This is a genomic window from Bradyrhizobium sp. Y36, assembly GCF_002531575.1.
In the GTDB taxonomy this organism is placed as follows: Bacteria; Pseudomonadota; Alphaproteobacteria; order Rhizobiales; family Xanthobacteraceae; genus Bradyrhizobium.
Map to the genome: position 1 here is coordinate 167,870 of NZ_NWTI01000014.1, position 15,151 is coordinate 183,020.

The window sequence follows — 15,151 nt, forward strand, 5'->3', positions numbered from 1 at the left end:
GCGAGAGGCTTCGCTGGAGCCACACCAAAGGTGTCGTCCCCGCGAAGGCGGGGACCCATACGCCGCAGCAGTAATCGTTGCGCGAGATGGTCATTGCCTGTCCTCGCCAAACTGCTGCGGCGTATGGGTCCCGGGCTCGCGCTTCGCGCGCCCCGGGACGACAGCTGAGTTTGATGCGGCGGTTCGGCTCAAAGGCCAGCTTGAGCCTCAACCCCCGTAGGGTCGGCAAAGGCGCGCAGCCGAGGTGGTGGGCATGCTTCGCTTTGCCACCCTACGGCACTTCTGCCGCCGCCCCTCACTCCATCCCGATCGTCGTCAGGTCCTGGAACCAGTGCTGGGCCTGCACGAACTGCTTGATCTTCGGCGACAGCGCGTGCGGGTTGGTGTCGTGGACGACCCAGACCAGCGTGGCATCGTCCACGATCAGCGCATGCGCCTGCGCCAGCAGCTCGTCCTGCTTGGCACTGTCGAAGGTTTGCTTGGCCTCGTCAATCAGCGCGTCGACTTTCGGGTTCTTGTAGCCGCCCCAGTTGACGCCGACAGGCGCGATCTGGCCGGAATGGAAGAAGCGGACGATGGCATAGAGCGGGTCGGAGGTGACATAGGCGATGTTGTTGGCGGTAATGCCGGCGTTCATCTCGTCGGCCGCGCCCTTGCGCCAGTGCGTATAGAGTGTCTCGAGCTCGACCACCTTGAAGTCGATGTCGATGCCGATCTCCTTGAAGCTCTGCTGCAGGAATTCGTTCATCGGCAGCGACAGCATCTGGCCGGTGCCGCCTTGCGCAATGATGAAAGTGGTCTTCAGGGGCTTCGCCTTGGAGTAGCCCGCTTCCTCGACCAGCTTCTTCGCAGCAGCCAGATCGTATTTCAGCTCAAACGTCGGCTTGCCGAACCACGGGCTGGACGGATCGACCTGGCCCTTGGCGGGCTTGGCGAGGCCGTTCATCAGGCCGACCACCGCGTCGCGATCGATCGCGAGATTCAGCGCCTTGCGCAGGCGGATGTCGGTCCAGGGCGAGCCCGGCAGCACGCTCAGATGATAATTCCAGACATGCGGCGTGACGTTGTCGACGAGCTTCATGCCGGCAGCCTTGAGCTGCGGCACCGCATCCGGCGCCGGCGTCTCGATCAAATCGACCTGTCCCGCCAGCAGCGCATTGGTGCGGGTCAGCGCTTCCGGCATCGGCACCAGCACGATCTTGTCGGCCTTGGGAATACGCTTCTTGTTCCAGTAATCCGGGTTCTTGGTCAGCTCGGCGAGCTCGCGCGGCACCAGCTTCGTCAGCTTGAACGGGCCGGTGCCGGAGGGTTGGCTGGCGAACTTGTCCCAATCCTTGCCTAGCTTGTCGTACTGCGCGGGGCTCGACACTAGGAACCACAGCATCTGATAGGGAAAGAAGGAATCGATCGTCTTGGTCGTGATTTCCACGGTGAAATCGTCGATCCTGGCGTAGCTGGCGACGGAGGGCAGGCGGGTCTTCACCTGCGCGCTCTGCCGCTTGTCGAATTGCGGCGCCTTTTCGTTGAGCACCTTGTCCAGATTCCAGATCACCGCGTCGGCATTGAACTCGCTGCCGTCGTGAAACTTCACGTCCCTGCGCAACGTGAAGCGCCATTTGGTCTTGTCGTTGTCGTCCACCTTCCACTCGGTCGCCAGCCCCGGCACCAGCTTGCCGGGACGATCGGCGACGTCCATCTCCCAGGCGACCAGCGGATCGTAGATCGTGTAGGCCGTGAACTGATAGGCGCCGGCGCCGCGATCGGGCTGGCCCGTCGTCAGCGGGATGTCCGCCATCGAGATTCCGTAGCGCACCACGGTTTCGGCACGCGCCGAGATTGCGGACGACGCCAGCGCAAGCACGGCGAGACAAGTCGATAGACGAATACGCATGGTCCAGAGCTCCCAGGAAAACTCAAGCGAGATTTCGGGACCAAACCTGCAATCTTGATGCCAGAATAGGCAGCGTGCCGCGTGCACCCGCGTCCGGCTCATAAGGACTTGTCGTCGCAGGGCCAAATTGCAGAATAAGTTTCTCTTTGGCATAGCCATTGCATACGATTGCATCAAAAATAGTCATCGAAGCCGGAAAAGGATTGAGGCGATGCTTATGAAGAAGAAGACGCGCGCGGCATTGTTCGCGGTGCTGGCTCTCACGACGGCGGCTGCCTGGCCGCGTGCGGTCAGCGCCGAAACCGTGCTGCGCATCGGCATGACCGCTGCCGATATTCCGCGCACGCTGGGCCAGCCTGATCAGGGTTTCGAAGGCAATCGCTTCACCGGTCTGACGATGTACGACGCGCTGACCGGTTGGGACCTGTCCTCTGCTGAGAAGGCCAGCGTGGTGATTCCCGGCCTTGCGACCGAATGGAAGGTCGACGATGCCGACAAGACCAAATGGATCTTCAAGCTTCGCCCCGGCGTCACCTTCCACGACGGCTCGCCGTTCAACGCGGACGCCGTGGTGTGGAACGTCGAAAAGGTGCTGAAGCAGGACGCGCCGCAGTTCGACGCCAGCCAGGTCGGCGTCACGGCCTCGCGCATGCCGACGCTGGCCTCCGCGAAGAAGATCGACGACATGACGGTCGAGCTCACCACCAAGGAGCCCGACAGCTTCCTGCCGATCAACCTCACCAATCTCTTCATGGCGAGCCCGGCGAAGTGGCAGCACTTCTACGACAAGGCTGAGGGCGCCGACGCCAAGGCGAAAGTGCAGGCCGCATGGACCGCGTTTGCCAAGGACGCCGCCGGCACCGGTCCGTGGAAGATGGCGAGCTTCACGCCACGCGAGCGGCTCGAGCTGGTCAAGAATGCGAGCTATTGGGACAAGGCCCGCGTGCCCAAGATCGACAAGATGGTGCTGCTGCCGATGCCGGAGGCGAACGCCCGCACCGCGGCGCTGCTGTCCGGGCAGGTCGACTGGGTCGAGGCGCCGGCGCCGGACGCGTTGCCCGAACTGAAACAGCGCGGCTTCAAGCTCTACGCCAACGAGCAGCCGCATGTCTGGCCGTGGCAGTTCTCGCGCATCGAAGGCTCGCCCTGGAACGACATCCGCGTGCGCAAGGCCGCGAACCTCTGCATCGATCGTGAAGGGCTCAAGGACGGCCTGCTCGCCGGCTTGATGGTGCCCGCGACCGGAACCTTCGAGCCCGGCCATCCCTGGCGCGGCAAGCCGAGTTTCGAGATCAAGTACGACAAGGCGGCTGCTCAGAAGCTGATGCAGGAGGCCGGGTTCGGTCCCAACAAGAAGCTGACGGTGAAGACGCAGACGTCGGCGTCCGGTTCGGGCCAGATGCAGCCGCTGGCGATGAACGAATATCTCCAGCAGGCGCTGGCCGAATGCTATTTCGACGTGAAGCTCGACGTCATCGAGTGGAACACGCTGTTCACCAACTGGCGCCGCGGCGCCAAGGACCCCTCGGCCAACGGCTCCAACGCGACCAACGTGACCTATGCGGCGATGGATCCGTTCTTCGCGCTGGTGCGCTTCCTGCAGTCGGGCATGGCGCCGCCGGTCTCGAACAATTGGGGCTTCATCAACAATCCCAAGTTCGACGAACTGGTGAAGAAGGCGCGCCAGACCTTCGATCCGGCCGCGCGTGACGCCGCGCTCGCCGAGCTGCATGCGGCCTCCGTCGACGATGCCGCCTTCCTCTACGTCGCCCACGACGTCGGCCCGCGTGCGATGAGCCCGAAGGTCACAGGCGTCGTGCAGCCGAAGAGCTGGTTCATCGACTTCTCGCCGGTGTCGATCGCGCAGTAGTTCGCGCCACATACCCGATGCACCCTCTCCCCCTGTGGGAGAGGGTGGGTTCGCGTAAGCGAAGCCGGGTGAGGGGTTTCTCTTCGCGGGAGCAGGCCCCTCGACCGTTGCAATATCAACCGCGGAAACAACCCCTCATCCGGCGCTTGCGCGTCACCTTCTCCCACAAGGGGAGAAGGAAGAAAGAAGTCCAGTGCTCGCCTATACCGCCAGACGCATCGTCTATGTCGTCCCGATCGTCATCAGCGTCGCGCTGGTGTGCTTCCTGCTCGTGCACATCACGCCGGGCGATCCGCTCGTCGCCGTGCTGCCGGCCGATGCCTCGCAGGAGCTGGCGGCGCAGCTGCGCACCGCCTATGGATTCGATCGGCCGTTGCCGGTGCAGTTCGGGCTGTGGCTGCTCCGTGCCCTTCATGGCGATCTCGGCAATTCCATCGCGACCGGGCGTCCCGTGCTTGCCGAGGTCATGCGCGCGGTCGGCAACACCGTCACGCTGGCGATCGCCGCAGCCATCATCGGTTTCACCATGGGCATCCTGCTCGGCCTCATCGCCGGCTATTTCCGCGAGACCTGGATCGACAAGGTTGCGACCTCCTTCGCCATCGCCGGCGTGTCGGTGCCGCACTACTGGCTCGGCATGGTGCTGGTCATCATCTTCTCGGTGCAGCTGAACTGGCTGCCCGCGGTCGGCGCCGGTCCGAACGGCTCCAACTCCTGGGCCTGGGACTGGGCGCATCTGAAATATCTCGTGCTGCCGGCGATCACGACCTCGGTGATCCCCATGGGCATCGTCACCCGCACGGTGCGCGCGCTGACCGGCGACATCCTCAGCCAGGACTTCGTCGAGGCCCTGCGCGCAAAGGGCCTGCATGAGCGCGGCGTGTTCCGCCACGTCATCAAGAACGCCGCGCCGACCGCGCTCGCGGTGATGGGGCTCCAGCTCGGTTACATGCTCGGCGGCTCGATCCTGATCGAGACGGTGTTCTCCTGGCCGGGTTCGGGCTTCCTGCTCAACTCCGCGATCTTCCAGCGCGACCTGCCGCTGCTGCAGGGCACGATCCTGATCCTGGCGCTGTTCTTCGTCTTCCTGAATCTCCTGGTCGACATCGCGCAAGCCGCGATCGATCCGCGCATCAAGCGGGGCTAGCCGATGAGCGAGCTTCCGTTGACTGCCGCCACCGATGCCGCGCTGCAGGCGGCGCCTGCGACCAAGGCGCGCGGCTATTGGGCGACCGTCGGTCGCCGCATCACCCGCGACAAGGTCAGCATGGTCTGCGCGCTGGTGCTGCTGCTGATCTTCCTCTCCGCGATCCTGGCGCCGTGGCTGGGCTTGGAGGATCCCTACAAGGGTTCGATGATCCGCCGCCTGCGTCACATCGGCACCGTGGGCTATCCGCTCGGCACCGACGAGCTCGGCCGCGACATGCTCGCGCGTCTCGTCTATGGCGGACGGCTGTCGCTCGTCATCGGCATCCTGCCCGTGATCCTTGCCTTCTGCATCGGGACCTCGCTCGGCCTTGTCGCCGGCTATGTCGGCGGCCGGCTCAACACCGCGATCATGCGCACGATCGACGTGTTCTACGCCTTTCCCTCCGTGCTGCTGGCGATCGCGATCTCCGGTGCGCTCGGCGCCGGCATCCTCAACTCGATCGTATCGCTCACGGTCGTGTTCGTGCCGCAGATCACCCGCGTCGCCGAAAGCGTCACCACGGGCGTGCGCAACATGGATTTCGTCGAGGCCGCGCGTGCCTCGGGTGCAGGTCCCTTCACCATCATGCGCGTGCACATTCTCGGCAACGTGCTGGGCGCGATCTTCGTCTATGCGACCAGCCTGATTTCGGTCTCGATGATCCTGGCCGCAGGTCTCTCCTTCCTCGGTCTCGGCACCAAGCCGCCGGAGCCGGAATGGGGATTGATGCTGAACACCTTGCGCACTGCGATCTACGTCAATCCATGGGTCGCAGCATTGCCGGGTGCGATGATCTTCGCGGTTTCGATCTGCTTCAACCTGCTTTCGGACGGCCTGCGCAGCGCCATGGACATCAGGAACTAGGCCATGAGCGAGAGCAACACATCCGTCGAAATGCTGGAGCCGGTCGAGGACGTCGGCGGCGTCGCGCAGCCGTTGCTGCAGGTCAACGGCCTGACCAAGCACTTTCCCGTGCGCGGCGGTTTGTTCGCCGCCAAGCGCACCGTGCGCGCTGTCGACAACGTCTCCTTTGCCGTCGCCAAGGGCGAGACCGTCGGCATCGTCGGCGAGTCCGGCTGCGGCAAGTCCACCACCGCGCGGCTGCTGATGCATCTGATGCCGCGCGATGACGGCGATATCATCTATGACGGCATGACCGTGGGACAGTCGCTCTCCTTGCGCGAGCTGCGCCGCGGCATGCAGATGGTGTTCCAGGATTCCTATGCCTCGCTCAATCCGCGTCTGACGATCGAGGAGTCGATCGCCTTCGGCCCAAAAGTCCACGGCATGGCGGACGGCGCCGCCCGGGCACTGGCGCGCGAGCTGCTCGGCAAGGTCGGTTTGCGCCCGGAAAACTTCGCCAACCGCTATCCGCACGAGATCTCCGGCGGCCAGCGCCAGCGCGTCAACATCGCGCGCGCGCTGGCGCTGTCGCCGCGGCTGGTCATTCTGGACGAAGCCGTCTCCGCGCTCGACAAATCGGTCGAGGCGCAGGTGCTCAATCTGCTGGCCGATCTCAAGCGCGAGTTCGGCCTGACCTATCTTTTCATCAGCCACGACCTCAACGTCGTGCGCTATATCTCCGATCGCGTGCTGGTGATGTATCTCGGCGAGGTCGTCGAGCTCGGCCCGGTCGACCAGGTCTGGGACAGCCCGGCGCATCCCTACACCCGCGCGCTGCTCGCGGCGATGCCGTCCTCCGATCCTGATCGCCGCACCGAGAAGCCGCCGATCACGGGGGATCCGCCCAATCCGATCGATCCGCCCCCGGGATGCCGCTTCCACACCCGCTGCGCGTTTGCGGAGCCGCTCTGCGCAAATGCCGCACCAAAGCTCACGGCTCTCGATAAGATGGGACACGAGGCCGCTTGCTACATGGCCATTCCGGGGTCTGGCCATAGCCGCGCGCCGAGGGAGACAACCGCATGACGAGACCGACACCGAAAGAGATCAAGCCGATCGCGCAAATCGCCGGCGTTCCCGTGGATGACGAGATCGCAACCCGCATCTCCAACTCGATCGGGCCTGCTTTCGAAGGCTTTGCCGCCATTGCCGGCACGCTGCCGTTCGACCTCGAGCCTGCGCTCTATCCGATCGCACAAGCCGCGAAGGTGTCGAAATGAGCACCGAGCCCGCATTGATGACGCTCAGCGAGGTCGCGCGTGCGATCTCGATGAAGCAGGTGTCCTCGCACGAGGTGACGCGCGCGCTGCTGCATCGCATCGCGCAGTGGCAGCCGCATCTCAACGCTTTCATGTCGGTCGAGGCAGAGCCCGCGCTGAAGGCGGCGGAAGCTGCCGACGCCGAGCTTGCCAAGGGCAATGTCCGTGGCCCCCTGCACGGCGTGCCGCTCGCGCACAAGGACATGTATTACGATGCCGGCAAGGTCACGACCTGCGGCTCGCTGATCCGCCGCGATTTCGTGCCGACCGTGACCTCCACCGCCCTGCAGCGGCTGAAGGATGCCGGCCAGGTCCGCTTGGGCACGCTGCATCTCGCCGAGTTCGCCTACGGCCCGACCGGCCACAACGCCCATTACGGCCCTGTGCGCAATCCCTGGAACGTCGCGCATATCACCGGCGGCTCGTCCTCGGGCTCCGGCTCGGCGGTCGCGGCGCGTCTGACCTTTGCGGCGCTCGGCTCGGACACCGGCGGCTCGATCCGCATGCCCGCGCATTTCTGCGGCGTCACCGGACTCAAGACCACCGTCGGTCGCGTCAGCCGCGCCGGTGCGATGCCGCTGTCGCAATCGCTCGACACCGTCGGCCCGCTCGCGCGGACCGCCGAGGATTGTGCGCTGCTGCTGGCGCTGATGGCGGGCGCTGATCCTGCAGATTCCACCTGCAGTCACGAGCCGCTGTCAGACTACGTCGCGGCGACGAAGGGCTCGCTGAAGGGCCTCAAGATCGGCGTGCCCGCATCCTTCTACGTCGACGATCTCGACAGCGAGGTCGCGCGCGTGCTCGACGAGACCATCGCGGTGCTCAAGCGCGAGGGCGCCGACATCGTCAAGGTCGAGCTGCCGGACCAGCGGCAATTGTCCTCGGCGAGCCAGCTTGTGCTCGCCGCGGAAGCTGCCGCCTTCCACAAGCGCTGGATGATCGAGCGCCCGCAGGATTATGGTGCGCAGGTCCTGATGCGGCTGCAGAACGGCCTCGCCGTTCCCGCCATCACCTATCTCGAGGCGATGCGCTGGCGCGGCCCGGCACTCGCTGCCCACAACGCTGCGACGGCAGGCGTCGATGCGGTGATCGCACCGGCCTCGCCGGTGCCGGCACCGACCATCGAAGAGAGCGATGTCGGCGGCGGCCCGAACGCACCGGCGATGGTGCAGCGGTTGACGTTGTTCACCCGCCCGGTGAATTTTCTGGGCCTGCCGTCGCTCACCGTGCCCTCCGGCTTCACCAGGAGCGGTCTGCCGGTCGGCATGCAGCTGATCGGCCGCTCCTTCGATGAAGCGACCCTGCTCACCATCGGCGCGGCCTTCCAGCGCGTCACCGACTATCACGATCGATTGCCGAAATTGCCGTCATGACAAAGCTCGTCGAGATCTCAGGCCTCAACATCCGCTTCACCGGCGAGCGCACGGTCTATGCCGTGAACGACCTCAGCCTGTCGCTGGGCGACGGCGAGGTGCTGGGCCTGCTCGGCGAGTCCGGTTCGGGCAAGAGCGTGACGCTGCGTGCGCTGATGCGGCTGTTGCCGAAGAAGCGCACGCAGATATCGGGCAAGGTCAACGTCATGGGCCGCGATGTGCTCGCCATGAACGACGAGGAATTGTCGTCCTTCCGCGGCCAGACCGTCTCGATGATCTTCCAGGAGCCGGCGCTCGCGCTCGATCCGGTCTACACCATCGGCGCGCAGATCGCCGAAAGCGTCGTCCGCCATGAAGGCAAGAGCTACGCGGAGGGCAGGGCACGCGCGCTCGAAATGCTCGAAGTCGTGCGCATCCCCTCGGCGAAACGCCGGCTCGACGCCTATCCGCACGAGATGTCGGGCGGCATGCGCCAGCGCGCGATGATTGCGCTGGCGCTGGCTTGTCGGCCGAAAATCCTGCTGGCGGACGAGCCGACCACCGCGCTCGATGCCACGGTACAGATCCAGATCCTCCTGCTGCTGCGCGAGCTGCAGCGCGAGTTCGGCATGTCCGTGATCTTCGTCACCCACGACATTGGTGTGGCGATCGAGATCTGCGACCGCGTCGCTGTGATGTATGCCGGCCAGATCGTGGAGCAGGGCACGCTGCGTGACATCGTCCGCACCCCCGTGCATCCCTATGCCAAGGGCCTGCTCGCTTCGACTGTTCACGGCGCCAAGCGTGGCGCCCGGCTCGAAACCATCCCCGGCACGCCGCCCTCGCTGGCCGAAAAGCCCCACAACTGCTCCTTCGCCCCGCGTTGCGCCGTGGCGCAGCCCCGTTGCCTGGAGCAATTGCCCGCCAATGTGGAGGTCGGGCCGGGCCGGGCGGCGCGATGTGTGCTGGCGGAGCAGGTGGCGGCGCTGTCATAATATTTGAAGGGCGCTCTTGCTGCGCTCCTTCCTTCGAAGTTCCTCTGTGGCAACACCAAGTTGTCACGGTTCACCGGGGGCTGCAGGCCAAAGCCGCCGCTACTTTGCATGGGGTTGTTTTCGCCATTTTTGTCGGCGCTGGCAGAAGCGGACAGCATTCAGACCCCATTCATCCCGGTTCCCGTCCCATGCCGACGTTCATGGAGAGGGACCAGACTTATGTACATTTCCAACGAAGGCCTGCTTGTGATCCTGTTCGTCGGCCTGGTGGCCGGCTGGCTCGCCGGCAAGGTGGTGCGTGGAACAGGGTTCGGGATCATCGGTGACATCGTGGTCGGCATCGCCGGCGCGTTTGTGGCCAGCTTCCTGTTTCCAAAGCTCGGCATTCGTCTCGGCACCGGGCTGGTGTCCGACATCGTCTACTCCGCCATCGGCGCCGTCATCCTGCTCTTGGTGGTGCGGCTGGTGCGGGGCGGCGGCCGGTTCTAGCGCCTGTCCGGTTCGATCGATCGGGGGCTGGCCGCCTCTCCGGAAGCCGAGGAGGGGCGGCGGTCTCTGCACCAAAAAGCCGCAAAGACTGTGAAATACCGGACTTGCGTGCGGGGCCTTCAGGGGTAGATGTGGCCCATCAGGGTTTGGGATGAACCCGGCCCGCGTTGGACGCAGCGCCAACATGATGTTAATTCGGGGCGCGTACCCTGAATTGACAGTGAAATCAGGGGCTTTGGCCCCCACCTGAAAGAGATCAGACTGATGGCAGCCGGACCTGGCGTTCGCCGTTCAGAGCTCGGGGACGCCTTGCGCGCTTGTCGCACGGCGTTCGTCGGCGTCGGCTTGATGAGCTGCATGATCAACCTGCTCTATCTGACCGGGTCGATCTTCATGCTGGAGGTCTACGACCGCGTGCTGCCGAGCCGCAGCGTCCCAACCCTGGTCGGCCTGATCATCCTCGCCAGCTTCCTCTATATGGCGCAGGGCGTGCTCGACATGATCCGCAACCGGATCCTGGGTCGGATCGGCACCGCGCTGGACGAGGCCCTCAACAAGCGCGTGTTCGACACCATCGTGCGCCTGCCGCTGCTGGTCGGCAGCCGCAACGAGGGCCTGCAGCCGCTGCGTGATCTCGACAATGTCCGCTCCTTTCTCGGCGGCATGGGCCCGAGCGCGTTCTTCGATCTGCCCTGGCTGCCGCTGTACCTCGCCATCTGCTTCGCCTTCCATGTCATGATCGGCGTCACCGCGCTGGTCGGCGCCGTGATCCTGGTCGGCCTGACGCTGGTCACCGAGTTCATGTCCCGCCAGCCGGCGAAGGAGGCGATGGGTCTTGCCGCCCAGCGCAACGATCTCGCCCAGTCGAGCCGCCGCAATGCCGAAGTCATGGTGTCGATGGGCATGACCGGCCGGATGAACGCGCGCTGGAGCGAGGCCAACGAAAAATATCTCGCCGGCAATCAGCGTGCGAGCGACGTTGCCGGCGGTCTCGGCGCGGTCGCAAAGGTGCTGCGCATGATGCTGCAATCGGCCGTGCTCGCGGTCGGCGCCTATCTCGTCATCCACCAGGAAGCGACCGCCGGCATCATCATCGCCGGCTCGATCCTCTCCGCCCGCGCGCTGGCGCCGGTCGATCTCGCCATTGCGCACTGGAAATCCTTCGTCACGGCGCGCCAGAGCTGGCACCGTCTCACCCGCCTGCTGGAGCAGATGCCGGCGCAGACGATGCCGACCCAGTTGCAGGCGCCTACGAGCCGGCTCTCGGTCGAAGGCGTCGCCATGGTGCCCCCGGGCGACCAGCGCCTCATCGTTCAGGACATCACCTTCGCGCTCGCCGCGGGCAACGGCCTTGGCGTGATTGGCCCGAGCGGTTCCGGCAAGTCGTCGCTGATCCGCGCGCTGGTCGGCGTCTGGCAGCCGGTGCGCGGCAAGGTGCGGCTCGACGGCGCGGCGCTCGATCAATGGTCGTCCGACATGCTCGGCCGGCACATCGGCTATCTGCCGCAGGACGTCGAATTGTTCGGCGGTACCATCGCCCAGAACATCAGCCGGTTCGACCCCGAGGCGACGTCCGAGGCCATCATCGCGGCGGCGAAGGAAGCCGGCGTGCACGAGATGATCATCAAGATGCGCGAGGGCTACAACACGCAAGTCGGCGAGCAGGGCACCTCGCTCTCCGCCGGCCAGGCGCAGCGCGTGGCGCTGGCGCGCGCGCTCTATGGCAACCCCTTCCTGATCGTGCTCGACGAGCCCAACTCAAATCTCGACACCGAAGGCGACGAGGCGCTGACCCGCGCCGTCCGCGCCGCGCGCGAGCGCGGCGCCATCGTCGTCGTGGTGGCGCATCGCCCGATCGGCGTCGAGGCGGTCGACCAGGTGCTGGTGCTGCGCGACGGCCGCATGCAGGCGTTCGGGCCGAAGGAACAGGTGCTCGCCCAGGTGCTGCAGCCGCGGGTGACGCCGCCGGCACCAATCAAGATCGTCAGCGAAGGCGGAGTGGCCAAGCCATGAGTACGATGGCGATCGGTGGGGCGAAGCCTGCCGCGAAGAGGACCGTGCGCGAGTCCATCAAGTTCCACCTCCTGCTCGGACTTGGCATCGTGCTGGTGCTGGTCGTCGGTCTCGGCGGCTGGGCCTCGACCGTGCTGATCTCGGGCGCGCTGATCGCGCCGGGCCAGATCGTGGTCGAATCCAACGTCAAGAAGGTGCAGCATCCGACCGGCGGCGTGGTCGGCGAGGTGCGCGCCCGCGACGGCGACCTGGTCAAGGCCGGCGACATCGTGGTGCGGCTCGACGACACCGTCACCAAGGCGAACCTTGCCATCGTCACCAAGAATCTCGACGCCGCGCAGGCGCGTGCGGCGCGCCTGCAGGCCGAGCAGCGTGGTGTCGACCGAATCGAGTTTCCGCAGGCCCTGCTCGATCGCGCCGGCGATCCCGACGTCAAGCTGCTGCTTTCCGCCGAAACCAAGCTGTTCGACGTCCGCGTCAACGGCCGCACCGGACAGAAGGCCCAGCTGCGCGAGCGCATCACCCAGCTCAACGAGGAGATCGCCGGTCTCAGCGCCCAGGAGAAGGCCAAGGATCAGGAGATCGCGCTGGTGCAGAACGAGCTCACCGGCGTGCGCGAGCTCTACGACAAGCGTCTGGTGCAGATCTCGCGGCTGACCCAGCTCGAGCGCGACTCCGCACGTCTCAACGGCGAGCGCGCGCAGTACATCGCCTCGCGCGCCCAGGCCAAGGGCAAGATCACCGAGACCGAGCTGCAGATCATCCAGGTCGACAAGGACGTGGTCAGCGAGGTCTCCAAGGATCTGCGCGAGACCAACGACAAGATCGGGGAGCTGATCGAGCGCAAGGTCGCCGCCGAAGACCAGCTCCGCCGCATCGATATCCGCGCGCCGCAGGACGGCATGGTGCTGCAATCGACGGTGCACACCGTCGGCGGCGTCGTTACCGCCGGCGACGCTCTCATGCTGATCGTGCCGCAGGCCGACGATCTTCAGGTCGAGGCCAAGGTCAATCCGGTCGACATCGACAAGCTCCAGATCGGCCAGAAGACGCTGCTGCGTCTCTCCGCGTTCAACCAGCGCACCACGCCGGAGCTCAACGGTCTCGTCAGCCGCGTCTCGCCCGACGTCACCACCGACCAGCGCACCGGTCAGAGCTACTACACCATCCGCGTCTCGATGCCGGCCGAAGAGATCGCCCGCCTCGGCGACGTCAAGATGATTCCCGGCATGCCCGTGGAAGCCTTCGTCCAGACCGGCGACCGCACCATGCTGTCCTATCTGATGAAGCCGCTGCACGACCAGCTGATGCGCGCCTTCCGCGAGAAATGACGCGCGAGAGCGCCTCATGCCGGAGCGCCGTGCCATGTGCTCGCTGTCATCGCCCGGCTTGACCGGGCGATCCAGTATTCCAGAGACGGTTATTGTTGAGCCGAGATGTCGCGGCGTACTGGAGGCCCCGGTCAAGCCGGAGCATGACTGCGGTGTGTGTGTCGCGTTCCCGCAGCTCTCGCAAGGTAAGCAAAGGCGCAAAGCGCCGAGCCCACGATCTTTAGCTCAATGAGCACATGGTGGGCACGCTTCGCTTTGCCCACCCTACGGCACTGCCTTCTTGCTATAGTTCGACTCAAAGCTCCAAATAGCCCGGCAGCCGAACCATGCAATCCCCAGCCCCCATCGCCACCAAATCCTTCTCCGACGCATCCGCGGCCGTAGCCCGCCTCGAAGAGATCTACGAGCGCAACACGAAATTCCTGCGCGACCGGTTCGAAGCTTACGTCAACGGTGAGGCCGTCACCACGCGGGTGCGCGCCTATTACCCCTTCGTGCGCATCACGACCGCGACGCATGCGCGGCTGGATTCGCGGCTCGCCTATGGCTTCGTCGCCGGGCCTGGCGTGCACGAGACCAGCGTCACGCGGCCGGATCTGTTCCGCAGCTATCTCGTGGAACAGATCGGATTGCTGATCCAGAATCACGGCGTGCCCGTCGAGATCGGCGAGTCCGCCGAGCCGATCCCGATCCACTTCGCCTATCGCCGCGACATCAACATCGAGGCCGCCATCACCACCAGCGAGAACTCGCCCGTGGCGCGGTCGCTGCGTGACGCGTTCGACGTGCCGGATCTCGCCACCATGGACGATTCCATCGCAGACGGCACCTTCGAATTGCAGCCCGGCGCGCCCGAGCCGCTGTCGCTGTTTCGGGCCGCCCGCGTCGACTACTCGCTGCGCCGGCTCTATCACTACACCGGCACCGACCCCGAATATTTCCAGAACTTCGTGATCTTCACCAACTACCAGTTCTATGTCGACGCCTTCGCGCAGCTGTGTCAGCAGCGGCTTCAGTCCGGCGAGGCCGGCCTCGATGCTTTCGTGGCGCCCGGCAACGTCATCACGCGCAGCGGCGGCGTCACTACAGGAACGGCGCCGGCGCGCGCGCCGCAGATGCCGGCCTTCCATCTGGTCACATCAGGCTATCGCGGCATCACGCTGATCAACATCGGCACCGGCCCGTCCAACGCGCGCAACGTCACCGACCACGTCGCCGTGCTGCGGCCCCACGCCTGGCTGATGCTCGGCCATTGCGCGGGCCTGCGCAACACGCAGCGGCTCGGCGACTACGTGCTCGCGCACGGTTATGTCCGCGAGGACCACGTGCTCGACCGCGAGCTGCCACTATGGGTGCCGATCCCGGCGCTGGCCGAAATGCAGGTCGCGCTCGAACAGGCGGTCGAGGACGTCACCGGCCTCGAAGGCTTCGAGCTGAAGCGCCTGATGCGCACCGGGACGGTCGCGAGCGTCGACAATCGCAATTGGGAGATCTCAGGCCCAGAGGTGATCCGTCGTCTGTCGCAGTCGCGCGCGGTCGCGCTCGACATGGAATCCGCTGCCATTGCCGCCAACGGCTACCGCTTCCGCGTGCCCTACGGCACGCTGCTCTGCGTCTCCGACAAGCCGCTGCATGGCGAGATCAAGCTCGCCGGCATGGCCAGCGAATTTTACCGCCGCCGCGTCGGCCAGCATCTCGAGATCGGTCTGAAGGCGCTCGAGCGGCTCAAGCAGCAGGAATCGGAGCGGCTGCATTCGCGAAAGCTCCGCAGTTTTGCCGAAGTCGCGTTCCAGTAGGGCACAGCAGCGCTTTGCTGCTGACAAGCCGGACGATTCTCAGCATTGTCCGGCGGGGCTCGA

At 65.4% G+C, this 15,151-nt stretch carries 12 protein-coding genes; 11 read left to right on the plus strand and 1 reads right to left on the minus strand.

Annotated features, from left to right (window positions below; all coding sequences use genetic code 11):
• Positions 1-295: 295 nt before the first annotated feature.
• Positions 296-1,891, minus strand: coding sequence for an ABC transporter substrate-binding protein (locus CO669_RS22770; protein ID WP_198964198.1), 1,596 nt, complete (start codon positions 1,889-1,891; stop codon positions 296-298).
• A gap of 211 nt (positions 1,892-2,102) precedes the next feature.
• Between CO669_RS22770 and CO669_RS22775 the strand changes: the two genes are divergently transcribed.
• The 11 genes from CO669_RS22775 to CO669_RS22825 all read left to right on the plus strand — a co-directional run bounded on the left by CO669_RS22775 (position 2,103) and on the right by CO669_RS22825 (position 15,088).
• Entirely contained in the window at positions 2,103-3,761 is a 1,659-nt protein-coding gene (locus tag CO669_RS22775) for an ABC transporter substrate-binding protein (protein WP_097662172.1), read from the plus strand.
• Positions 3,762-3,954: 193 nt separating this feature from the next.
• Positions 3,955-4,908 carry an ABC transporter permease gene (locus CO669_RS22780; protein ID WP_097662173.1) on the plus strand — a complete coding sequence of 318 codons (954 nt, stop codon included), beginning with the start codon at positions 3,955-3,957 and terminating at the stop codon, positions 4,906-4,908.
• A 3-nt stretch (positions 4,909-4,911) separates the two neighbouring features.
• Positions 4,912-5,814, plus strand: coding sequence for an ABC transporter permease (locus CO669_RS22785; protein ID WP_097662174.1), 903 nt, complete (start codon positions 4,912-4,914; stop codon positions 5,812-5,814).
• A gap of 3 nt (positions 5,815-5,817) precedes the next feature.
• Positions 5,818-6,879 carry an ABC transporter ATP-binding protein gene (locus CO669_RS22790; RefSeq protein ID WP_198964199.1) on the plus strand — a complete coding sequence of 354 codons (1,062 nt, stop codon included), beginning with the start codon at positions 5,818-5,820 and terminating at the stop codon, positions 6,877-6,879.
• Positions 6,876-7,073 (plus strand): hypothetical protein, encoded by a 198-nt coding sequence (locus CO669_RS22795; protein ID WP_097662175.1) that lies wholly within the window; start codon positions 6,876-6,878, stop codon positions 7,071-7,073. Before CO669_RS22790 ends, CO669_RS22795 begins: the two co-directional genes overlap by 4 nt.
• Positions 7,070-8,485: an amidase gene (locus tag CO669_RS22800; RefSeq protein WP_097662176.1), complete on the plus strand. Its 1,416-nt coding sequence runs from the start codon at positions 7,070-7,072 to the stop codon at positions 8,483-8,485. The genes CO669_RS22795 and CO669_RS22800 overlap by 4 nt, the downstream gene beginning before the upstream one ends.
• Positions 8,482-9,459 (plus strand): ABC transporter ATP-binding protein, encoded by a 978-nt coding sequence (locus tag CO669_RS22805; RefSeq protein WP_097662177.1) that lies wholly within the window; start codon positions 8,482-8,484, stop codon positions 9,457-9,459. The genes CO669_RS22800 and CO669_RS22805 overlap by 4 nt, the downstream gene beginning before the upstream one ends.
• A gap of 219 nt (positions 9,460-9,678) precedes the next feature.
• Positions 9,679-9,948: a GlsB/YeaQ/YmgE family stress response membrane protein gene (locus tag CO669_RS22810; RefSeq protein WP_097662178.1), complete on the plus strand. Its 270-nt coding sequence runs from the start codon at positions 9,679-9,681 to the stop codon at positions 9,946-9,948.
• A 264-nt stretch (positions 9,949-10,212) separates the two neighbouring features.
• Positions 10,213-11,961: a type I secretion system permease/ATPase gene (locus tag CO669_RS22815; RefSeq protein ID WP_097662179.1), complete on the plus strand. Its 1,749-nt coding sequence runs from the start codon at positions 10,213-10,215 to the stop codon at positions 11,959-11,961.
• A complete protein-coding gene (locus CO669_RS22820) occupies positions 11,958-13,292 on the plus strand; it encodes an HlyD family type I secretion periplasmic adaptor subunit (protein ID WP_143278710.1) in 1,335 nt (444 codons plus the stop codon). The genes CO669_RS22815 and CO669_RS22820 overlap by 4 nt, the downstream gene beginning before the upstream one ends.
• 326 nt (positions 13,293-13,618) lie before the next feature.
• Positions 13,619-15,088 carry an AMP nucleosidase gene (locus tag CO669_RS22825; protein ID WP_097662181.1) on the plus strand — a complete coding sequence of 490 codons (1,470 nt, stop codon included), beginning with the start codon at positions 13,619-13,621 and terminating at the stop codon, positions 15,086-15,088.
• The last annotated feature ends 63 nt before the right edge of the window (positions 15,089-15,151 follow it).